The sequence below is a fragment of the Rossellomorea sp. ABR4_012 genome, from assembly GCF_056159545.1.
In genome coordinates, this window is sequence record NZ_JBSWVK010000004.1 from 292,913 (window position 1) to 314,789 (window position 21,877).

General features: G+C 41.5%; 19 protein-coding genes. All 19 read right to left on the reverse strand.

Features of this window, described 5'->3' with window-relative positions:
- The gene (locus ACXAFV_RS17495; RefSeq protein ID WP_475128346.1) at positions 1-1,743 is read right to left on the reverse strand and encodes a 2-oxoacid:acceptor oxidoreductase subunit alpha; all 1,743 of its coding nucleotides are present in this window, start codon (positions 1,741-1,743) and stop codon (positions 1-3) included.
- Between the two features lie 201 nt (positions 1,744-1,944).
- Entirely contained in the window at positions 1,945-2,868 is a 924-nt protein-coding gene (locus ACXAFV_RS17500) for a dipeptidase (protein WP_475128347.1), read from the reverse strand.
- Positions 2,869-3,063: 195 nt separating this feature from the next.
- Complete coding sequence (gene spoVS, locus ACXAFV_RS17505; RefSeq protein WP_032088761.1) at positions 3,064-3,324, reverse strand: stage V sporulation protein SpoVS; 261 nt, start codon at positions 3,322-3,324, stop codon at positions 3,064-3,066.
- Positions 3,325-3,460: 136 nt separating this feature from the next.
- A complete protein-coding gene (locus ACXAFV_RS17510) occupies positions 3,461-4,264 on the reverse strand; it encodes a TIGR00282 family metallophosphoesterase (RefSeq protein ID WP_475128349.1) in 804 nt (267 codons plus the stop codon).
- 160 nt (positions 4,265-4,424) lie between these two features.
- A complete protein-coding gene (gene rny / locus ACXAFV_RS17515; RefSeq protein WP_475128350.1) occupies positions 4,425-5,960 on the reverse strand; it encodes a ribonuclease Y in 1,536 nt (511 codons plus the stop codon).
- A gap of 364 nt (positions 5,961-6,324) precedes the next feature.
- Positions 6,325-7,362 (reverse strand): recombinase RecA, encoded by a 1,038-nt coding sequence (gene recA, locus ACXAFV_RS17520; protein WP_475128352.1) that lies wholly within the window; start codon positions 7,360-7,362, stop codon positions 6,325-6,327.
- A gap of 274 nt (positions 7,363-7,636) precedes the next feature.
- A complete protein-coding gene (locus tag ACXAFV_RS17525; protein WP_475128353.1) occupies positions 7,637-8,872 on the reverse strand; it encodes a competence/damage-inducible protein A in 1,236 nt (411 codons plus the stop codon).
- 121 nt (positions 8,873-8,993) lie between these two features.
- The gene (gene pgsA, locus ACXAFV_RS17530; protein ID WP_475128355.1) at positions 8,994-9,572 is read right to left on the reverse strand and encodes a CDP-diacylglycerol--glycerol-3-phosphate 3-phosphatidyltransferase; all 579 of its coding nucleotides are present in this window, start codon (positions 9,570-9,572) and stop codon (positions 8,994-8,996) included.
- A gap of 80 nt (positions 9,573-9,652) precedes the next feature.
- Positions 9,653-10,549, reverse strand: coding sequence for a helix-turn-helix domain-containing protein (locus ACXAFV_RS17535; protein ID WP_475128356.1), 897 nt, complete (start codon positions 10,547-10,549; stop codon positions 9,653-9,655).
- A gap of 19 nt (positions 10,550-10,568) precedes the next feature.
- Entirely contained in the window at positions 10,569-11,360 is a 792-nt protein-coding gene (locus tag ACXAFV_RS17540) for a DUF3388 domain-containing protein (protein ID WP_475128357.1), read from the reverse strand.
- A 275-nt stretch (positions 11,361-11,635) separates the two neighbouring features.
- Complete coding sequence (locus ACXAFV_RS17545) at positions 11,636-11,893, reverse strand: DUF3243 family protein (RefSeq protein WP_475128358.1); 258 nt, start codon at positions 11,891-11,893, stop codon at positions 11,636-11,638.
- An 80-nt stretch (positions 11,894-11,973) separates the two neighbouring features.
- A complete protein-coding gene (ymfI, locus tag ACXAFV_RS17550) occupies positions 11,974-12,690 on the reverse strand; it encodes an elongation factor P 5-aminopentanone reductase (protein ID WP_475128360.1) in 717 nt (238 codons plus the stop codon).
- A 60-nt stretch (positions 12,691-12,750) separates the two neighbouring features.
- On the reverse strand, positions 12,751-14,040 hold the full coding sequence (gene yfmH / locus ACXAFV_RS17555) for an EF-P 5-aminopentanol modification-associated protein YfmH (protein WP_475128362.1): 1,290 nt from the start codon (positions 14,038-14,040) through the stop codon (positions 12,751-12,753).
- Between the two features lie 2 nt (positions 14,041-14,042).
- Positions 14,043-15,317: an EF-P 5-aminopentanol modification-associated protein YfmF gene (yfmF, locus tag ACXAFV_RS17560; RefSeq protein WP_475128363.1), complete on the reverse strand. Its 1,275-nt coding sequence runs from the start codon at positions 15,315-15,317 to the stop codon at positions 14,043-14,045.
- Between the two features lie 577 nt (positions 15,318-15,894).
- A complete protein-coding gene (locus ACXAFV_RS17565) occupies positions 15,895-16,854 on the reverse strand; it encodes an ABC transporter permease (protein WP_475128365.1) in 960 nt (319 codons plus the stop codon).
- Complete coding sequence (locus tag ACXAFV_RS17570) at positions 16,855-17,904, reverse strand: ABC transporter permease (RefSeq protein ID WP_475128367.1); 1,050 nt, start codon at positions 17,902-17,904, stop codon at positions 16,855-16,857.
- Positions 17,897-19,432, reverse strand: a complete 1,536-nt coding sequence (locus tag ACXAFV_RS17575) for an ABC transporter ATP-binding protein (protein WP_475128368.1) — start codon at positions 19,430-19,432, stop codon at positions 17,897-17,899. Before ACXAFV_RS17575 ends, ACXAFV_RS17570 begins: the two co-directional genes overlap by 8 nt.
- A gap of 275 nt (positions 19,433-19,707) precedes the next feature.
- Positions 19,708-20,805, reverse strand: coding sequence for a BMP family lipoprotein (locus ACXAFV_RS17580; RefSeq protein ID WP_475128369.1), 1,098 nt, complete (start codon positions 20,803-20,805; stop codon positions 19,708-19,710).
- A 51-nt stretch (positions 20,806-20,856) separates the two neighbouring features.
- Positions 20,857-21,582 carry a GntR family transcriptional regulator gene (locus ACXAFV_RS17585; RefSeq protein ID WP_475128371.1) on the reverse strand — a complete coding sequence of 242 codons (726 nt, stop codon included), beginning with the start codon at positions 21,580-21,582 and terminating at the stop codon, positions 20,857-20,859.
- Positions 21,583-21,877: the final 295 nt, after the last annotated feature.

Genomic DNA, 21,877 nt, shown 5'->3' on the forward strand with positions numbered 1-21,877 from the left:
TTAGCTCAACTCCTTACACTTAGAGTAAATTTCATGAGGCAGGAAAGGAGTACCATCATACTTCGTCATATTCTTGATTTTGTGTCCATATCCCGCGTTCATCTTGATAATATTTGATAACTGCCCAGTGGCGTTATGTTCGATCACCACTACTTTCTTCGCTTGCTCCATAAGCGGCTGGAGATGTTCCGAAGGGAAAGGATGAATCAATCGGATATGCGCATGATTTACTTTGACTCCGTCCTTTTCCAAACGGGTCATTGCTTCTTCGATTACTCCACGGGTAGAATTGAAGCCTACCAGAAGTAAATCAGCATCTTCATGAGGGGCTTCAACATGAATTGGGTTATTAAAATTGATATTTTCTATTTTTCGCATACGCTTGTCCATTTGAGCTTGGCGATTCACAGGCGATTCTGACGGTTTACCTGTTTCATCATGTTCCACACCAGTGACATGATGTATCCCATTCTTCATTCCTGGAGTTACACGAGGTGATACCCCGTCTTCTGTTACCTCAAATCGTTTGAAGTATTTTTTGGGTTCCAATTCTTCAAGCTGAGCTTCATCATTCACAAGTTTCCCTCTGCGAATCTCTACTTTGCTGTAATCAAGCGGTTCTACTGTTTGTTTACCTAAAGAAAGCTGCAGGTCAGAAAGAATAATGACCGGACATTGATATTCTTCTGCAAGATTGAATGCTTCAACAGTGTCATAAAAAGCTTCCTGAACTGTACTTGGAGCCATGACAATCTTAGGTATTTCACCATGTGTACCATAAATCATAGCCATTAAATCAGATTGTTCCTGTTTTGTAGGCAATCCTGTAGATGGACCTCCACGCTGGGTGTCGACTACGACAAGAGGCTGTTCAGTCATTCCCGATAGGCCGATCGCTTCCATCATAAGAGACAGACCAGGCCCTGCTGATGCAGTAAATGAACGGATACCCCCGTAATTCGCACCAATCGCCATTGTTGCTGCAGCAATCTCATCCTCTGTCTGGATAACCGTACCGCCTACCATTGGCAGCTTTTTAATTAAGTATTCCATGATTTCTGATGCTGGAGTGATGGGATAAGCAGCCATCAACCTTACCCCGCCTGCCAATGCACCAAGGGCAATCGCATCGTTACCGATCATGAACATACGTTTACGTCCGTCTGCTTCTTTCAACTGTAGGGAACCAGCTTTATCCCCAAGTTCAGCTTTCATAATGTCGTATCCTTGTCTGATCGCTTCCATATTCTTCTCTACAACCGTTTCACCTTTACGTCCAAAGATTTCATCTACTACCTCTTTAAAAACTTCAGGGTCCAGATTTAAAACAGCACAAGTTGCACCGACAGCGACCATATTTTTCATCAGTGATGTTCCAAGCTCGGCTGCTAATTCAGTAAACGGCACAATGTACAATGAAGCCTCAGTATCTTCGGGTTTCTCAGGCTTGAATTTGGCATCCGCGATGATGACACCTTCGTCATGAAGCTCTTTATAGTTCACATCGATCGTTTCCTGATCAAATGCTACTAAAATATCTAAGTCATCCGCAATTGCACGAACCTGAGTAGTGCTGACACGGATCTTATTGTTTGTATGCCCTCCCTTGATTCGAGAGGAGAAGTGGCGGTAACCGTATAAGTAATAGCCAAGGCGGTTCAATGCCATGGAGAAAATTTCCCCCGTACTTTCGATCCCTTCTCCTTGCTGACCGCCAACCTTCCATGAAAGCTGTTCTTTCATATATTAACACCCTTTCTTACAGGTCTCTGATTTCCATCATTTCACCATAAAATACCGGTGAAATCCATAGATAAAATATCTCATTTATCTTATCTCTATTAAACACGTACTATACAAGTTTATCACTTTTCAATACAAATCACTACTGTCTGAACCATTCGGCATAAAAAAACTGATCTCCTAAGAAGATCAGCCTGCATTCTAGAATTGAATTCGTTTATGGAAATTTTCAAACAAGAATTTCTTTATTTGTTTATCACTATAGTAGCGTTGCAGAGTCCCGATCAGATTGTCATATTGCTTATAAGAAGACAGCCCTTTAACCGTAAGATCAATTCCATCGAAATCAGATCCGAAACCAACATGATCTTCTCCGCCCAAGCTGCATATATGTTCAATATGCCTTACAATGTCCGTCAGTTCCGCACTTCCTTTTTTGTTTAAGAACGGAGGTACGAAGGTCACACCCATCACACTATCTTTTTTTATGAGTGCTTCTATTTGGTCATTATTTAAATTACGAGGATTAGGACAGATTGAATAGGCATTAGAATGTGATGCAATCGGATATTGAGCCGATTCGACTGCGTCCCAGAATGCTTTCTCACATAAATGGGAGACATCGGTCCACATATTCTTATTATTCAGGAAACCAACCATTTCAAACCCAAAGTTAGTTAATCCCCCTCCCCGCGGTTCCAGGGCCCCATCCGCTGCAGCATTAGCCCAATTCCATGTTAATCCTACAGAACGTACACCAAGGCGGTACAGCGTTTCGAGCTTTTCAAGATCTTCTTCGATTGCTTCTGCACCTTCAAGCGTCAGCATAGCACCTATGTCATTCTGTGAAAGATTATCGATATCCTCTTTAGAAGTAACGAATTTCACATCAGGATGCGGATCAATGATCTTCCTGTGAAATAGGTTTACCATTTTTAAAGCGGCTTGAAAGCGCTGCCCGGGCTTTAAGTATGAGGGGATATAAATAGCGAACAATTGCACTTTAGATCCGCATTCATTCAATTGAGGGTATGTAATATGCATATCTTCTTTTGATTGGAACGAAAGGTTATCGGGGTCGAGATAAAGTTTCATCAATACATCGCAATGTGCGTCAAAGATCATTTTTTCAAATCCTTCCCTTACATCATATATGTACTATAAATGAAAAATAAAAAGGCTGTCCACTAAAGAAAAATCTTTAACGAACAGCCCTTTTTCATAAACTGCCGGGTATGAGGCACAGATCATTCCTAACCAAATTCCGTGTAGAAATACGATCGTGAACATCCTCATACTACTTAAGTGTAGGCATTACGTTTATCTTGGTTCCACTATTAACTTTATAGCTGTACGTTCTTCTCCATCAATCTGTATATCTGTAAATGCCGGGATGCAAATTAAATCTAAACCACTAGGAGCAACAAATCCTCTGGCAATCGCAACTGCTTTCACAGCCTGGTTCAAAGCTCCTGCTCCAATTGCCTGAATCTCAGCTCCTCCTCTCTCACGAAGAACACCGGCGAGTGCACCAGCTACAGAATTAGGATTAGATTTTGCTGAAACTTTTAATATTTCCATTCCTTTTCCTCCTTGTCATTTCCCCCATACCGTATGTCCGTGGTAAAGAACAAACTTGGTATAAATGATTCCACTGCTACTATATTCAAGAAATGGACAATTCATTCCGGTATGACTGAAAAAGGAATGAAAAACATTAATATTCAGCTATGAAAGGATGGTCCTCATTGATCAGGATCCTCTCAATCTTTTTTGCTTTTCCGGTTTTATGATCAATATCTATCAGACACGCACTCAATATTTTCCGCCCCTCTTTCGGCACTTCAAATCGTACTGGCAGACTCGTTTGAAACCTCTTAAGCACTGACTCTTTGTTCATCCCTAACACTTCATCATAAGGACCTGTCATTCCTACATCACACATGAAGGCTGTCCCATTTGGAAGGACTCGATTATCCGCAGTCTGAACATGAGTATGCGTGCCGATCACCGCTGAAACCCGGCCATCCAGAAACCATCCCATTGCCTGCTTTTCACTCGTCGCTTCTGCATGAAAGTCAACGAAAATGATGGAGGTTTTCTTTTTGGCTTCATCCACTAGTGCATCAACTATTTTAAATGGATCATCAAGCGGGGGCATAAATGTTCTTCCTTGAACATTTATCACTGCCACTGTCTTTCCATAGACCTCTCCAAAAACTAAACCAGTACCCGGAGTTCCTTCAGGAAAATTAGCAGGGCGCACCATTTTTTTGGATGAATCAATAAAATCGAAGATATCTTTATTGTCCCAAGTATGGTTTCCCAAGGTCACCATATCAGCGCCATCCTGCAGAAACTTTTTATAGATTTTCTCGGTAATCCCTCTTCCAGATGCAGCATTCTCCCCATTTACGATGGTAAAATCGGGCGGATGTTTCTTTTTAAGCTTCGATAAATATTCTGTAATCATTTCACGGCCCATAGAGCCGACTACGTCTCCTACAAATAAAATTCTCATGAAATTTCCCTTCTCTATTATGTATTTATTACAATGAACAATCTGTTATGTAGTTTATTGTATCACATATAACCTTCACACTATGCATGAAGTAAGGTGTACAGATCCAAATAAAAAAGCTGACTCCGAAAGAAATCATTCCTTTCGAGAGTCAACCTTATTATTTCGCATATTCTACGGCCCTCGTTTCACGGATGACCGTTACTTTGATGTGGCCCGGGTAATCGAGTTCATCTTCGATCCTCTTACGGATATCCCTTGCCAATCGGTGGGATTCCAAATCGTCGATGGCTTCAGGTCTTACCATGATGCGCACTTCACGTCCCGCTTGAATCGCGAAGGATTTCTCTACTCCTTCATAGGATTCAGAGATCTCCTCGAGCTTCTCAAGACGGCGGATATAATTTTCGAGCGTCTCACTTCTTGCACCTGGACGTGCTGCAGATAAGGCATCGGCAGCTGCTACCAGAACCGCAATGATTGATGTCGGCTCTGTATCACCGTGGTGGGAAGCAATACTGTTGATGACAACAGGATGCTCTTTATACTTCGTTGCGAGTTCCACACCAATTTCAACATGGCTTCCTTCCACTTCATGGTCGATTGCTTTCCCGATGTCATGAAGTAAGCCGGCACGCTTGGCAAGTCTTTCGTCTTCTCCAAGCTCAGCAGCAAGTAAGCCGGAAAGATAGGCCACTTCCATTGAGTGTTTCAATACGTTCTGTCCGTAACTTGTTCGATACTTCAAACGGCCCAGAATCTTGATTAAATCCGGGTGAAGCCCGTGAACACCAACTTCAAAGGTTGTCTGCTCCCCGATTTCACGGATATATTCATCCACTTCACGACGGGATTTATCTACCATTTCTTCAATTCGTGCAGGGTGGATACGCCCATCCTGTACTAATTTCTCTAATGCAATTCGAGCCGTTTCTCTACGAATCGGATCGAAACCAGAAAGAATAACCGCTTCAGGAGTATCATCAATTATGAGATCAATTCCTGTTAATGTTTCCAGCGTACGAATGTTACGTCCTTCTCGTCCAATAATTCGACCTTTCATCTCATCATTTGGCAAGTTCACAACGCTAACTGTTGTCTCTGCCACGTGTTCAGCAGCACAACGTTGAATAGCAAGTGAAAGGACTTCTTTCGCACGTGTTTCATGTTCTCTGACCATGATCGCAATATCATGGGAGAGCTCATTTTCCACGCGGTCGAGAATGATTCCTTTCGCTTCATCACGAGTTAAGCTCGAGATACGTTCAAGTTCAGTTTGTTGTGATCGTACCATCTCGTCCACTTTGCTTTCCATCTCTTCAATATGTTGTTGTCTTTCGTTAAGAGCTGCCTCTTTTCTTTCCAATAAAGCCTCACGCTTATCAAGCGTATCATCTTTACGGTCGAGGTTTTCCTCTTTTTGCATTAAACGATTTTCTTGTTTTTGCAATTCATTTCTTCGTTCACGAAGTTCATTTTCCATTTCAGTGCGAAGTCTATGATTTTCGTCCTTTGCTTCAAGTAGTGCTTCTTTCTTCAGAGCATCTGCCTCGCGCTTAGCATCTTCTAAAATCTGCTCTGCTGAACCTCTGGCACCGGCAATTTTCGCTTCAGCAATGGACTTACGAATAAAGTATCCAACAACTACACCGACGATAAGGCCAAGCAAAATGGAGATGATTGTTATAGGTTGCATTATTTCACCTCCTCTTGCTATGAACTGTCATCATGTCTTTTACATGTCGGCTTGTACATTGCTCATTTGAACTCAATATACAGCGCTAGGCTTTCAAATATTCATTCGAAAAATTTGTAAAATATACATGTTAATTTTAAATCTCAGAAAATTTATTGTCAAGGGGTTGTCCCGTCTCTCACTAGATTTCTCAAGGATTTCTTGCTATTCGACAAAAATCGATAGTGATCCCCTCTCTAGTATACATAATATCATTATGGTAGTTCGATGGAGGGTCAATTAACTATCAACCATTGAGTCTATAGAAAGAAGTGAAAAATAAAGAGAAGCAAACATGAACATGCCTGCTTCTCCTCTGTCAATGTTAATCTTCTAATAGATTTAGTTCACCTTGATCTTCCGTATCCGCAGCTCCTGTATCCAATCCGTAATGTTCACGGATTTTCAACATGATTTCATTTCGGATTTCAGGATTCTCCTTCAAGAAGATTTTCGCGTTTTCACGGCCTTGTCCAAGACGCTCTTCGTTATATGAGTACCATGCACCACTCTTCTGCACGATATCAAGCTCGGATCCAAGATCGACGATTTCCCCTTCTTTGGAGATTCCTTGTCCGTACATAATATCTACTTCCGCTACACGGAAAGGAGGAGCGACTTTGTTTTTAACGACTTTGATTTTCGTTTTGTTACCAACCATTTCATTGCCTTGCTTAAGGGTTTCCGCACGACGTACTTCCAAACGTACAGAAGAATAGAATTTCAACGCGCGTCCACCAGGAGTCGTCTCTGGATTTCCAAACATGACTCCAACCTTTTCACGAATCTGGTTGATGAAGATCGCGATGGTCTTCGATTTGTTGATTGCACCTGATAATTTACGAAGGGCCTGGGACATCAAGCGGGCTTGAAGCCCTACGTGTGAATCTCCCATTTCCCCTTCAATTTCGGCTTTAGGTACAAGTGCTGCTACAGAGTCGATAACGATGGCGTCAACTGCACCGCTTCGTACCAATGCTTCAGCGATTTCCAGTGCCTGCTCACCTGTATCAGGCTGAGAAAGCAATAGTTCATCTATGTTTACTCCAAGCTTTTGCGCATATACAGGATCCAGTGCGTGCTCGGCATCGATGAATGCTGCCTGTCCGCCCTGTGCCTGCACTTCTGCAATTGCGTGAAGTGCTACTGTTGTCTTACCAGAGGATTCCGGACCATACACCTCAATAATTCTTCCGCGAGGATAACCGCCGACTCCAAGAGCCGCGTCAAGCGCAAGTGATCCACTCGGACAAGTCACTACTTTTCTGTCAGTTTGTTCCCCAAGCTTCATGATAGAGCCTTTTCCAAACTGTTTCTCTATTTGTTTCAACGCCATATCTAAGGCTGCTTTACGATCGCTCACTATTTTTCCTCCTTTGAATATAGAACTTAAAGACAACTTATAAGCTTGTCTCAAATCCAACCTATCTATACTATAAACCATGTATTAATAGAAAACAAGAAAAAAATCGAACATCCATTCGGTTTTTTGCATTTGTTGATTTCTAGGAAAAACCCAATCAAAAATGAGGCTGGGACAAAACTAAAAACCCAAACTATTTTGCCTCAAAGAATGCAAATTAGTTCGGGTTTTACTTAGACTAAAACACTTTTGTCCCAGCCTCTTTTTACTGAGTTCATGTTAATTCTTTTAATAGATAATGCCAGGCGTATTTTGCAGTCCTCTTTCGATTTGCATTTCTTCCACCGGCTAGATTCAAAAGGAATACTTTAGTACTCTGGCCTTTTATGGCCAGTCCGATCCATACTGTGCCAGCCTTTTTTCCATCAAGGTCGTCCGGTCCCGCTACCCCAGTGAAACTGATACCTATATCGGTAGAAAAGAGAGTTCGCACATTTTCAGCCAATTCTTTTGCACATTGTTCACTTACGGATGAATATTGTTCGAGTGTACTTTCCTGAACGGAAAGCACTTTTTTCTTTATTTCATCCTGGTAGCAGACCACGCCTCCCTTCAATACTGTGGAAGCACCAGGTATAGAGGTTATTTCCGATTGAAACAAACCTCCTGTCAGGCTTTCAGCGCATGATAGGGTAAACCCTTTTTCCTTCAATAACTTCATCCCTACTTCGACCAGGGAATCACGATCGTACCCGTAGAAATAATCTCCAGCCACGTTTATGATCTTTCCTTCCAAAGCATCAAGCAGATCAGCTGCCACTTCCCTTGACTCGTGCTTGGCAGTCAACCTCAGAGTGACCTCCCCATCCCCTGCGAGTGGTGCGATGGTGGGGTTCGTCTGTGTATCGATCAGTTCTTCCAAGTCTGTCTCCAGCTGAGCTTCACCGATTCCAAAGAAACGCAAAACCCGTGAATGAATGATTTCTTTCCTTTTTAAACTGGCTAAAATGGCAGGGATACCGTACTTGCTGAACATCGGCCGCATTTCAGATGGCGGGCCCGGGAGCAGCATATATGATATGCCTCCCTTTTTAAAGAACATACCTGGAGCCATTCCATTCTCATTTTTTAATGCCTTAGAGCCTTGAAGTATGAGAGCCTGCTTTTCATTATTTGGTGTCATTTGGCGTTTTGTTTTCTTAAAGTATGATTTAATTGAGTCCAAAGCTTCTTCATCCATTGATAGGCCTGTTCCCAAAGCTTGTGCTATCGTTTCTTTCGTCAGATCATCTTTAGTAGGTCCGAGCCCGCCGGTAAAGATGAGCAAATCGGCTCTTCCCTGTGCAACTTCAATAGCTTGAGTCAGGCGTAGGGGGTTATCCCCTACACTAGTGTGATAATAAACATTCACACCCGCTTCAGCAAGCTGTTCTGATATGTATTGAGCATTTGTGTTGGCTATCTGCCCTAATAGTAATTCCGATCCCACTGCAATGATTTCAGCATTCACTTGGTTTTCCCCCTTTAATAGACTCTTTCATATATAAAGAAAGAGATGATTCATTCAAGAATCATCCCTTATAGATTATAATGAGAGCGAACATACGTCCAGCTTCCCGCCTTAAGAAAGATCATTTAGAGTTAACAAACGCCTGCTTGTTATGTTTGAAATAATCCCATCCTGACCAAATCGTAAAGAACATGGCAACCCATAATGCGATTGTCGCAAATGGGAAATTGAATAGTTCAAAGATGGCATTATGAAGCAATAGAGCAGAAATAGCGATGATTTGTGCCCATGTCTTTATCTTCCCAAGCTGGCCCGCCGCTACTACTTCACCTTCCCCGGCAAGTACCAGACGAAGACCTGTTACGGCAAATTCACGGCTGATAATGATGATGACGATCCATGAAGGAGCAAGACCAAGCTCCACCAGGACAATCAAAGCGGCAGACACGAGAAGCTTATCTGCAAGCGGATCTAAAAATTTCCCTAAATTAGTTACCATATTATACTTTCTTGCATAATATCCGTCTATCCAATCAGTAGTCGAAGCGATGATAAAAATCAACGCGCCCACAAAATGCTTCACCGGCATCTCAGCACCCATGAAGATCATGTCTCCCCAGTTTAATGGTGCCAGCATAATGATTAAAAATAATGGAATCATAAAGATCCGCGAAATTGTAATCTTATTAGGTAAGTTCACCTTTCTACCTCCAATACTTAGAAAACAAAATGATTACAGCATTTCAAATGTGGAGTCCGTTTGCTCCAATCGTCTTATTGTTAAGATTCTGCAGGCTGGTATTGGATAATAACATCCTGTCTGACTGTATCCGTAGGAATCTTATACTGGAGCAGTTTACCATTCACATTGATATCAGTGTTAGCGGTGTTACCGATTATGAGGTATGCCTGCTGATCTGCAGTAAGATCAAACTCCTTCTTATCCCCATCGTACAACATCCCCTGGAACAATACTTCATCTTTGGAATTGTACACAGCAACCCAGGTGTCTCCTTTAGCAGCTAACCCCAGCTTGAACTGATCTGTGTTCTTGAGCTGATAGGTCGTTTTAGTACCTTCTGTCTTAACCGCCTCCAATGATTGATCAGCATTCTCTTCTTGTTCTTTGGTTTCTTCCTCTTCCTCAGACTGAGTTTCATCATTGGATTCTTTTTGATCCTTACCTTCCTCTTCAACAGGTTCTTCTTCATTAGGCAGATCCTGCTGATCGACAGCTACTGGTTCTTTGTTAGCTGTGTCTTCATTGCTGGCATTATCAGCCACTTTGGTTTGCACGAATACCCACAAGGCAATTAACACCGCTATAACGAATACAGCGATCAAAAGTTTAGGGATTATATCAAGTGCCTTGGACGAGCTGCCTGAAACTCCTTTTCTCGACTGTACACGGGAAAGGGAGACTGGAATCTCATCTTCATACGTTGTCGGGATTTCATCTTTATATTCCTCAAAAATCACTTCCGGCTGCAAGCCCACTGCTTCACAGTATTGCTTGATGAAAGCCCGGACGTAGAATTTCCCTGGCATTATATCATAAGACCCTTCTTCAATGCCGACTAGATAACGTTTTTGTATCTTCGTCACTCTTTGTAAGTCATCAAGACTGTAACCTTTGGCTTCACGAGCTTCTTTCAGACGTTTTCCTAATTCCGTCACTATTTAACACCTTCCAATATTAAAAATCAAAACCTCCAAAATCGGAATTTTGGAATAGGTTATTTTGTTCAACTAATTCATATGTAATTTCTTCATCAGGGTTGTTTCTCAGCTCGATAATATAATCAAAGTCATCTAATGAGTACTCTGAATTTTGAACAAACACATCCGGATGTTCGATGACTTTCACGGCTGACAGCCTCATGATTTCCCTTACCAGCTGCCAGTGCTTCTCGCTTGCCCGCCTGGTTGACACGATTCCATCAATGATGAATAGGTTGTCAGAAGAGTATTCATCTTCAATCAGCTTGCTTCTGATTGTCTGCTTTAATAAAGTAGATGAAACAAATAGCCATTTCTTATTAGCACACACACTTGAAGCGACAACTGATTCAGTTTTCCCCACTCGCGGCATACCCCTTATTCCTACAAGCTTATGACCTTCCTGCTTAAAAAGCTCGGCCATGAAATCCACCAGCAATCCGAGTTCATCACGAACAAATCTGAATGTCTTTTTATCATCTGCATCCCGCTGAATATACCGGCCATGCCTGACAGCGAGTCTGTCTCTTAGTTTAGGTTCCCTTAATTTCGTCACATTAATCGTATCCATTGTCTGCAGGATCGATTCCAGACGGGTTATTTGTTCTTCATTATTGGCAAGAAGAAGCATCCCTCTTCTTCCTTCGTCGACACCATTGATCGTCACAATATTTATAGAAAGCATCCCTAATAATGAGGAAATATCACCTAAGAGGCCAGGACGGTTTTTTTGAATTTCATATTCTAAATACCATTCTTTTCGTTCCATAGTTACCTCCTGAAATTCTATGCGACAACATAATCCGACAACATAGGGTTTTTTTCGATAAAACCTCTTGAAACATCTAGCTTTTATAATAAATGATTTTTATCTAATAGAAAAGGAAAACCTATAGAATTAATACAATTTCTGCATAATTAACACATAAACAGTTCTTTAGAATGATTAAAAGGATAAACTCGTTTATATTGCCGAGAGAAGAAGGCATCATAACGACTTTCCAGAAGCGTGAAATAAGAAAAGGAGAGGAAAATTCCCTCTCCTTAACGAGTTCCGTTATTGTTCACTAACTTTACCATCATGTTTGCAATAGCGTGCTGTTCTTCAGGAGAAGCTACAGACCATAAATCTGCTAACACTTTTTCCTGGTCGTTCTTAGGCTCGACTTGCTTAGCCAAATAATCACCAATTTGATAAGCTAAATCTGAAACCGTTTCGTTTTCCATCCCAGTATGCTGAGCTTGATTAAGGCGATCCCCTAAAAAGTTTTTCCAATCTGACCAGTTATCTAATACAGACATTGTAATGAACCTCCTCTTAATTGAAATACAATGTTAGTTTGTATCACGGAGGGAAAAATATGCGCATTCAGATAAAATTATTAAGTGTGCCAGCCTCCATTGACAGCTAGTGTCTGGCCGGTTATGTAGGATGAATCTTCGGATAACAGGAAATGAATGGATGAAGCGACTTCTTCACTTAACGCCAGTCTGCCCATTGGTATTTCTTCACTGACTTGCTGAATTTCTTCGCGGGAAAACGAATTCATCATATTCGTGGCCACCGCACCAGGAGCAACCGCATTGACCCTGACTCCATTTAACGCTGTTTCCTTTGCCAGAGCCTTTACAAAGGAAAGCTGAGCCCCTTTCACTGTCGAATAAACAACTTCGCAAGCACCGCCGATTTGTCCCCAAATTGAACTGACTATCACAATACTGCCTTTTTTATTCATCAGCTTAGGAAGCAGACCCTGTATCAGCATCATAGGGCTTTTTACATGAATATTGATCATTCGATCCATTTCCTGTTCAGTTTGATCCTGAAAAAGCCCCCAGCCCGCTACTCCGCTTGAATATACAATTGCATCAATACGAAAAATGGAGTCAATGATCTTCTGTGCCTGGTGAGGCTCGGTCAAATCAGCTTGTATGGGAAAGGCCTCTACTCCAGTCTTCCTTATTTCAATCATCAGGTCTTCGATACTATCCCGATCAGAGTGATAATGAAGATAAAGATTCCATCCCTTCTTCGCTAGAGTCAGGGCCGTGCATCTTCCAATACCTCCTGAAGCCCCTGTAATCAAAGCAAATTTCATACATTTTCCCCCAAACATAGACAAGAACTACCCTCGCTTCGAGGGCAGTTCCTTTATGAATTATGATTTTGGAACAACTTGACATACAGTGAACCGATCTTCACTGATAATGGAGTCCGCTACCTTCTGAATATCATCGTATGTCAAGGATTCCAAGGTAGGGACCACATCAAATAAATCCATTTCATTAAATGCGTAACGCGTGAATTGGTTGGCAATAAATTCAGGTGAATTCACCGCTCGAAGGAAAGCACCGATTTTTTTCTTTTTCGTTCTTTCAAGTCCTTCATCAGTAAACAGGGATTCTGCTTTTGCTTTCAACAAAAGGTTCTTCAGCTTCTCGGCAAGTAAGTCAGGCTTCTCGGTATCCCCTCCAACAGTTACAAACCCGAATCCGTTTTCCTGTGTATAATCATAATGGAAGGTCTCATCAATGAGCCCTTCATTATAAAGGTCGAAATAATGGGTGGAGCTCTTACCGAACAATAAATCCAGGAAAACGTTCATCGAGAGTTCCTGCCTCAGCATTTGTTTTCCTTGCTGAGTCGGTTCTGGCGCCTTTAACCCCACCAGACATTTCGGGGACTGCACGTTCATTTTGAGCACCTGTTTTGTTTCGGCAACCGTATCCGGCTCCTCATCGAATTGACGTTTGATCTCTGGCATTTTTTCATATGGCTTTTTTTCCTGGTTGGAACGGACTTGATTCATGATCTGTTCGGGATCGACCGGACCTACTACAAACAGAAGCATATTACTTGGGTGGTAGAAAGTATTGTAGCATTGATACAGCATGTCTTTCGTAATAGGAGTAATCGAGTCGACGGTCCCGGCAATATCAATTTTCACAGGATGATTTTTGTACATGTTCTGAATTACACCGAAGTACAAACGCCAATCCGGATTATCGTCGTACATCGTAATCTCCTGTCCGATGATGCCTTTTTCTTTTTCAACCGTTTTCTCGGTAAAATAAGGATCTTGAACAAAATCGATCAGTGTTTCAAGATTTCTTTCTACATTATTTGTACTTGAAAACAGATACGCCGTACGTGTGAACGAAGTAAAGGCATTAGCAGAAGCACCTTGACGGCTGAACTGCTGAAAAACGTCTCCATCCTCTTTTTCAAACAGCTTATGTTCGAGGAAGTGAGCAATGCCATCCGGCACTTTCACAAATTCCTCTTCGTTTAATGGAACAAAGTGATTATCGATGCTCCCGTATTTCGTTGTAAAGGTTGCATACGTCTTATTGAATCCTTTTTTCGGAAGAATGTAAACGTCCAGGCCGTTAGACATCTTCTCATAATATAAATTTTCTTGGATTTGATCGAAGGAAATTTTCTTCATCTTTATTCCTCCATTCCTGTTAAGAAATATATTGTATCAAGCTCAACTTTGTTCGCTGCTGCAATGATTTCTTCTTTGGTCGTTCTTTCCACTTCTTCGAGCCAAGTTCTGAGGTCGATTTGCTTATTGGATACAGCATTGTGATACAGGACTTCGATCAGTCCCCTTGAAGTGTCTACAGTTTCAAGCAGCTGATTTTTTATGACTGCTTTTGTCTGTTCAATTTCCCCATCCGTAAAATCACCATTTTTCATTGCTTCCAACTGCTCGTTTATGATACCGACAGCCTGATCATAATTCTTGAATTCAATACCCGACATCACCATCATGAGTCCTTTATGACTTTCCAGGCGGCTGGCTGCATAATAAGCAAGACTGGCCTTTTCCCTTACATTTATAAACAGTTTCGAATGAGAGAAGCCCCCGAATATCCCATTAAAGACCTGAAGTGCATAATAATCCTTATCACCGTATTGAGTGTTTGTCCGGTATCCCACATTCAGCTTTCCTTGCTTAACATCCTGCTTTTCTTTTACTACATTTTCCTTCTCTTTACGGTTTACTTCTGAAGATTGGATTTCTAGAGGTGATCGTTCCGGCAGCGAAAACAGCTTGTCACAGAAATTCTCGACTTGCTCTTCGTCGACATCCCCAATAACATAGAGGTCCATTTGATCTTCATTGATTACTTTTTGATAATAATCGTATAATTCACTTGCAGATATCGAATCGACGTTCTCTTTCATCCCATTTACATGGAGTGCAAACCTCTCATCTTTACACATTTCTTCCACCAATCTTGAGTTCGCATAACGCATTTTGTCGTCATACACTGCCTGAATTCTCACCTTTTGGTTCCGTTTCTCCTTCTCGACTGTACGCTCTTCAAATTGATTGTTCTCAATATTAGGGTTCAATAACACGTCTGAAAGAAATTCAAGCCCTTTCTCAAGGAGCGGTTCTGAATCCTTCAAGAATTTCTCGTTTGCTATTTCTACGGAGAAACTAACGATATGATACTCCCCTTTTTTAGCTAAGTCGGTAAAAAAGCTTGCACCATATAATTCATCTAAATAAGTACGGAGTTTTGTTGTATTCGGATACGTCTTTGTACTGCTTTGCATGACGTGCGGAAGTAGCCCGCGCAGCGTGACAGTTTCCTGATCTAAGGGGGCTTTCATTTTCATCACAAGGTTGTTTGTTTTATACTTATCCGTTTTCACGATATGTAATGTGTAGCCTTGCTTTTTCTTAACGACTTCATTAATGTCCGTCATTGTACCGTCCTCCTTGTCCATACTTGCATTTTTCTTATACATAAAACTGAAAAAGATATAAACACCTTTATTGTGCGGTATTTTATTTTAACTATACATGTTGTAATAGAAAGAATTCAAGCATCTTCCTCTGTTGGAAAAATCGACACATGATAATCATTATATGTTTAGAGATATTTGTTCAGACTATGGTTATTTGCTTTTGAACACCGCTTTTGATTTCCGTGCAAGACTTCGCTTTCCGCGGGCGGCCGGTGAGCCTCCTCGTCGCACTATCTTTAGAGGTGTCAAGTGTCCAGCTGCAGGGCATAGAGGCACATGTCATAAGCCAAACCGGCCAAGAAGGCAAAGAACTCCTTCATGGCCAATTCGTCTTATGCCACGCGCCTCTCTTCAAAGCCCTTCCGCTTTTCTATTAGGAGTCATCGTCTTGCAATCCAATCAAAAGCTGGAACCACTAAGACCAAGACCATCAAAGATTAAACATGAATTATTCTCTACTACGTATTCATATTAACTTTGTTTCAATATATAAAAAAGAGTGCCCATGTTATAACATAGACACTCTTTTCTGTAATTAACGGCTTCCTTTTACGTATGGTGTACCTAATGCTTTAGGTGCGTCGGCACGGCCGATGAAACCAGTCAGTGCCAGGATCGTCAGTACGTAAGGAGCGATTAATAAATAAACGCTAGGAATATTTTCGAATAATGGAATACTGCTTCCGATGATACTTAAGCTCTGTGCAAAGCCGAAGAATAACGCTGCGCCCATTGCACCAAGAGGATGCCATTTACCAAAAATCAATGCGGCTAGCGCCATAAACCCTTGTCCAGAGATTGTAGCATGGCTGAAATCAGAAGAAATGGACTGTGCATAAACTCCACCGCCGACACCGGCGAATGCACCGGATATAATAACCCCGATATAACGCATCTTCGTCACATTGATACCCATAGTATCAGCAGCCATCGGATGTTCACCTACAGAACGCAGTCTCAGCCCAAATGGCGTTTTAAACATGACATACCATACGATTACCGATACAAGGATGGCTACGAATGGCGGCCAATACGTATTTGAAAAGAAGATGTCACCGATCACGGGGATCCTGTGTAAAAGCGGAACATCCACTTTACCGAAGCCTTCAGAAATAATATCTGTTTGACCTTTACCATAGATTCGCTTAACAAGAAACAATGTTAAACCAATTGCAAGCAGGTTGATCGCTACACCAGATACTACCTGGTCGGCTCTGAATGTGATGGAAGCCACGGCATGCAGAACAGCCAGCAGTCCACCCATAACCATCGCGACAAGAAGCGCTACCCAAGGAGTTGCCGAGCCGAACGTCTCAGCAAACGTTATATTAAAGACGATACTCGAGAAAGCACCAATGACCATCAGACCTTCAAGTCCAATATTGACAATACCGGATCGTTCTGAAAACGCTCCGCCTAAAGCAGTGAAAATAAGTGGCGAAGCCCAAAGTAACGTAGACGGGATAAGTATTAATAAAATATCCATAAAGCCCACTTATTTCACCCCCTTTTTACTGAATCGTTGAATTAAATAACGGATCATGTAGCCTGAAGCCACAAAGAAAATGATCAAAGCGATGATGATATCTACAAGTTCATTCGGTATGCCTGCTTCAAGCGGCATATTTAAGGCCCCTACCTTTAGACCTCCGAACAAGAGTGCAGCAAATACTACACCGATAGCGACGTTACCGCCCAATAACGCAACAGCGATACCATCAAAACCTACACCTGTGAACCCGCCTTTGATCGATGCATATCCAAATGTCCCAAGTCCTTCCATTGCCCCCGCAAGACCGGCGAAAGCACCGGAAATGACCATTGAAAGAATGATGTTTCCATTGACGTTCATACCTGCATATTGAGATGCATGCTGGTTAAATCCTACAGAGCGAAGCTCGTATCCGCGAGACGTTTTCTCCAGTAAGAACCACATGATGAATACGCAGGCAAGTGCAACGAAGATTCCCCAGTGTAAGCGGGAATAGTCAGTAATACTTTCAAAGAATGGTGATGTTAATGATGCTGATTCAGCAATATAATCAGTTCGGTCCTTACGTTCCGTCAAAACATCACGAATGATGGAGTTTGTTACGTGTAAAGCGATATAGTTCATCATGATCGTAACGATAACCTCGTGCACCCGATACTTGGCTTTCAGTAAGCCAGGAATGAATCCCCAGATTGCACCTGCTAACGCAGCCGCGATGATGGCCATTGGCAAGTGAATGATTTTCGGCAGGTCATCAAACGCAATCCCCACCCAAACAGCTGCCATCCAGCCTACAATCAGTTGTCCCTCTACACCAATGTTGAACAGTCCCGTTCTGAATGCAAAGGCCACAGCCAGCCCGGCTAAAATATATGGTGTAACCTGTCTAACAGTTTCACCTACATAATAGATTTCACCAAATATCCCCTGCCACAATGCTGTATATCCCGCAACAGGGTCATAACCGCTCACAAGCATGATAATTGTTCCGACAATGATACCTAAAAGGACAGAAATAACCGGGATTAAAATATTTGTTAATCGATTAGACATTTGTGTTTTCCCCCGTTCCCTTTCCTTTTGAACCTGCCATCAACAGGCCAAGTTCTTGTTCGGTCGTTTCTTTTGGATCGACAATTGCGACGATCTGGCCTTCGTAAATGACCGCAATGCGATCGCTTACATTCATAATTTCATCTAATTCAAATGAAAGCAGCAATACAGCTTTCCCGTTGTCCCTTTGTTCAATCAGGCGTTTGTGGATAAATTCAATCGCACCCACATCCAGTCCGCGTGTTGGCTGAGCTGCAATCAATAAATCCGGATCACGGTCTATTTCCCTCCCGATAATCGCTTTTTGCTGATTACCGCCGGATAGTGCCCGTGCCAGAGTGTATTCAGATGGTGTTCTTACATCAAACTCAGATATTAGTTTTCTGGCTTGATCATAAATTTTTTTATAGTTTAAAATACCGTTGTTGGAATACGGCTTTTGGTAGTAGGTCTGAAGGACCATGTTTTCACCTATCGGAAAATCCAATACCAATCCGTGTTTATGACGGTCCTGAGGTATATGCCCCACTCCGTTTTCATAAATCTTACGAGGTTTCAAGTTTACTATTTCTTTGCCATTCAACTTGATAGAGCCGCTTTCAGCTTTATGAAGACCGGTGATTGCTTCGATCAGCTCAGTTTGTCCATTCCCATCGACACCGGCAATACCCAGGATTTCTCCTGCTCTTACCTCAAGGTTCAGACCCTTCACAACCGGTACGTTGCGGTTATCCTTTACATTCAAATCGCTGATTTCCAATACTTTCCCATCAGGTACAGCTTCTGTTTTATCAGTTTTGAATGTTACTTCACGACCGACCATCAGGCTGGCAAGGTGGTTTGGGTTTGTTTCCGAAACTTTTACGGTACCTATACCTTTCCCTTTCCTGATAACGGTTACATTATCACACACCTCCATAATCTCTTTGAGTTTATGAGTGATAAGAATGATCGATTTTCCTTCTTTGATAAGGGTTTTCATTATTTGTATGAGTTCTTTAATTTCTTGTGGGGTCAATACTGCGGTAGGTTCATCAAAAATCAGGATGTCCGCTCCGCGGTAAAGGGTTTTGAGAATCTCTACACGCTGCTGCATGCCCACTGAAATGTCTGATATCTTTGCGGATGGATCCACCTTCAACCCATATCTCTCGGAGATGTCCAAAATATCTTTTTCAGCTTTTTTAATATCTACAGATGCCCCGGATTTAGGTTCTCTGCCGAGAATGATATTCTCGGTGACGGTAAATGTATCAACAAGCATAAAATGCTGATGTACCATCCCGATTCCCAGATCATTTGCAATATTAGGGTTTGTAATGTTGACTTTCTTGCCCTTTACTCGAATTTCACCTTGCTCCGGCTGATAAAGTCCAAATAAGACGTTCATTAACGTTGACTTACCTGCACCGTTTTCACCAAGAAGCGCATGAATCTCACCTTGTTTTAGCTGGAGGGTGATATTGTCATTTGCCACGATGCCCGGGAATTCCTTTCGGATATTCAGCATCTCGATTACATAATCCATTGCTTTCACTCCTTGCTTAGGCTAGGGATAAATAGTTTAGTAGTTAGAGGTCAGACCTTCGTCTGCCAGAAAAAAGGGTTCCCCCTATTAAAACTCTAAATGAAAGATAGAAGGTATTATTTCTATACTTCAATTAAAGTTTTAAAACATAAAACCAGTTATTTTATACCAGACCAAAAACTTTGGTTAGTACTATATATCCAGTTATTTTTAAAGAAAAAGGGATAAGAGACCGGCATTCCATGGCCCGCTTATCCCTGTCATCATTGTGACTATTACTCTGCTGAGAATGACTCTGCATCTTTAAGAGACTCAGGTACTTTGATATCTCCGTTTGCGATTTTTTCTTTCCATTCGTTAACTTTCGTCATTACTTCATCTTTGTTTGATAGTTCATCGTTGAGTTCTGCAAGACCAACACCATCTTCATTAAGACCGTATGAAATCATTTCCCCACCAGGGAAGTTTCCTTCTTTCGCCTTGTTTGCAAGGTCAAGAACAGCATTATCAACACGCTTTAGAGAAGAAGTCAGAACGATGTTATGATCTCCTACTTTACCTTCGGCAGACTGATCAGAGTCAACACCGATTGCCCAGATTTCACGGGAAGGATCTTTTTCTTTCAAGTCACGTGCTTCTTTGAATAAACCATTACCTGTTCCACCAGCTGCATGGAAAACGACATCTGCGTTTTGAGAGTACATTTTAGAAGCGATCGTTTGCCCAAGTTCTGCCTTATCAAAAGCACCAGCATAATCGGCAACTACTTCAGCTTCAGGGTTAACCGCTTTTACACCAGCTAAGAAACCAGAGTGGAAACGCTCGATAACAGGGATTTCCATTCCACCGATGAAACCGATTTTATTTGTTTTTGTTGTTAAACCTGCTACAACGCCTGCAAGGAAAGAACCTTCTTGCTCTTTAAACGTGATACTTGCAACGTTTGGTTGATCAACTACTGCATCAACGATAGCAAAGTGAGAATCTTTCTGCTGTTGTGCAATATCATTGATTGCACCTTCCATAAGGAAGCCAATTCCGTATACTAAGTCAAAATCTTGACGAGCTAATGTGTTTAAGTTTGTAGCATAGTCCGCATCAGATTGAGATTGCAGGTAATCGTAACCGCTTTTACCTTTTTCCAATCCGTGTTCTTCACCGAACGCCTTTAGGCCTTCCCATGCAGATTGGTTGAATGATTTATCATCTACTCCACCAACATCCGTTACCATTGCTACTGTAAATTGATCTTCTTTACTCTTACCATCACCACTAGATGCACCTTCTTCTTTCTCGCTTGAACCACATGCACCTAAAATTGTACCTGCTGCAAGAACAAAAGACAGCGCTAAACCGAATTTACGCTTTTTCACCTAGAGTACCCCCCAAAATTTGTTGTAATCAATTAGTAGAAAGATTGTTTGCTAGACACGTTTTCTTAAAACATGGAAGCTGAATTTGTCTGATCTGAAATAGTTTACTGAGTACAGAATCGGCTCATCGTTCTCATCAAAGTGCATTTGTTTGAGTACGAGTAATGCCGTCTCAGGCTCGCAATTAAGAATAGGGGAAATTTTATCATGATATCCCATCGGTTCAATCTGGGCGACGGCATGAGTTATTCTTCTATTCTCCCTGTTTTCCAATACAGAGAATATTGAATTGTCTTCATGCGTAAAATTCCTTGTTAAGATCCTTTCAGGAATTTTGTCCACACAGTATACTACCGGTTCACCGTTAGCTGTCCGAACACGTTCGACCAGAATGATGTTCTCCTCTTCCTCACTTTGAAACCTTTTAACATCATCCTCAGTTGCTTCTTGAGTCGTTGAGCTTAAGAAAATGGTTCCTGGCTCCATTCCTGCCTGTTTAATCATGTTGGAAACACTGTTCAATTGCTCAATCCCTGAAGTGAATAAGGGTTTAGCGTTTACAAAGGTTCCTACACCATGCCGGCGTATAATGACACTTTCTTCCTCAAGGATCCTTAACGCTTCCCTGAGAGTCGCTCTAGAAACACCCAGTTGTTTGGAAAGATCAAATTCAGACGGAAGTTTTTCTTTTTCTTTATAAACTCCTGCATCAATATCCTTTTTCAAACGGTCAATAACTTGTAAGTATAAATGTCGATTGTCTGTTTTAATTGTCACTGGAACCACCACCAAATTTTCTCAAGACATCAGACCTCTGATGTATATCTTTCCTACTAATCGAAAATACTATAACACTTTTCTTTTAATAAATAAATAGCATTATGTGATTTTGTCGAAAAAAAAGACCAATAAGGCAATTCTGAAAATAATTATGGTAATTAATAGGAAAAATGACGGTATTTTTTCTTATTTACATGACAAATTTTACCCTTTTTTTACATATAACAACTAAACGCTACTTGTTATTACATTATTGAAATAATTATCTTCTTAATGTAAACGCTTTTAATAG

Bases quoted from the DNA above. Each gene is read 5' to 3' on its own strand.
- rny (WP_475128350.1), bottom strand. From the start codon at position 5,960: ATGCAACCTATAACAATCATCTCCATTTTGCTTGGCCTTATCGTCGGT.
- ACXAFV_RS17545 (WP_475128358.1), bottom strand. From the start codon at position 11,893: ATGTCTGTATTAGATAACTGGTCAGATTGGAAAAACTTTTTAGGGGAT.
- ACXAFV_RS17495 (WP_475128346.1), bottom strand. From the start codon at position 1,743: ATGAAAGAACAGCTTTCATGGAAGGTTGGCGGTCAGCAAGGAGAAGGG.
- yfmF (WP_475128363.1), bottom strand. From the start codon at position 15,317: ATGACGGACATTAATGAAGTCGTTAAGAAAAAGCAAGGCTACACATTA.
- yfmH (WP_475128362.1), bottom strand. From the start codon at position 14,040: ATGAAGAAAATTTCCTTCGATCAAATCCAAGAAAATTTATATTATGAG.
- ACXAFV_RS17540 (WP_475128357.1), bottom strand. From the start codon at position 11,360: ATGGAACGAAAAGAATGGTATTTAGAATATGAAATTCAAAAAAACCGT.
- ymfI (WP_475128360.1), bottom strand. From the start codon at position 12,690: ATGAAATTTGCTTTGATTACAGGGGCTTCAGGAGGTATTGGAAGATGC.
- ACXAFV_RS17575 (WP_475128368.1), bottom strand. From the start codon at position 19,432: ATGGATTATGTAATCGAGATGCTGAATATCCGAAAGGAATTCCCGGGC.
- ACXAFV_RS17510 (WP_475128349.1), bottom strand. From the start codon at position 4,264: ATGAGAATTTTATTTGTAGGAGACGTAGTCGGCTCTATGGGCCGTGAA.
- ACXAFV_RS17570 (WP_475128367.1), bottom strand. From the start codon at position 17,904: ATGTCTAATCGATTAACAAATATTTTAATCCCGGTTATTTCTGTCCTT.
- spoVS (WP_032088761.1), bottom strand. From the start codon at position 3,324: ATGGAAATATTAAAAGTTTCAGCAAAATCTAATCCTAATTCTGTAGCT.
- ACXAFV_RS17500 (WP_475128347.1), bottom strand. From the start codon at position 2,868: ATGATCTTTGACGCACATTGCGATGTATTGATGAAACTTTATCTCGAC.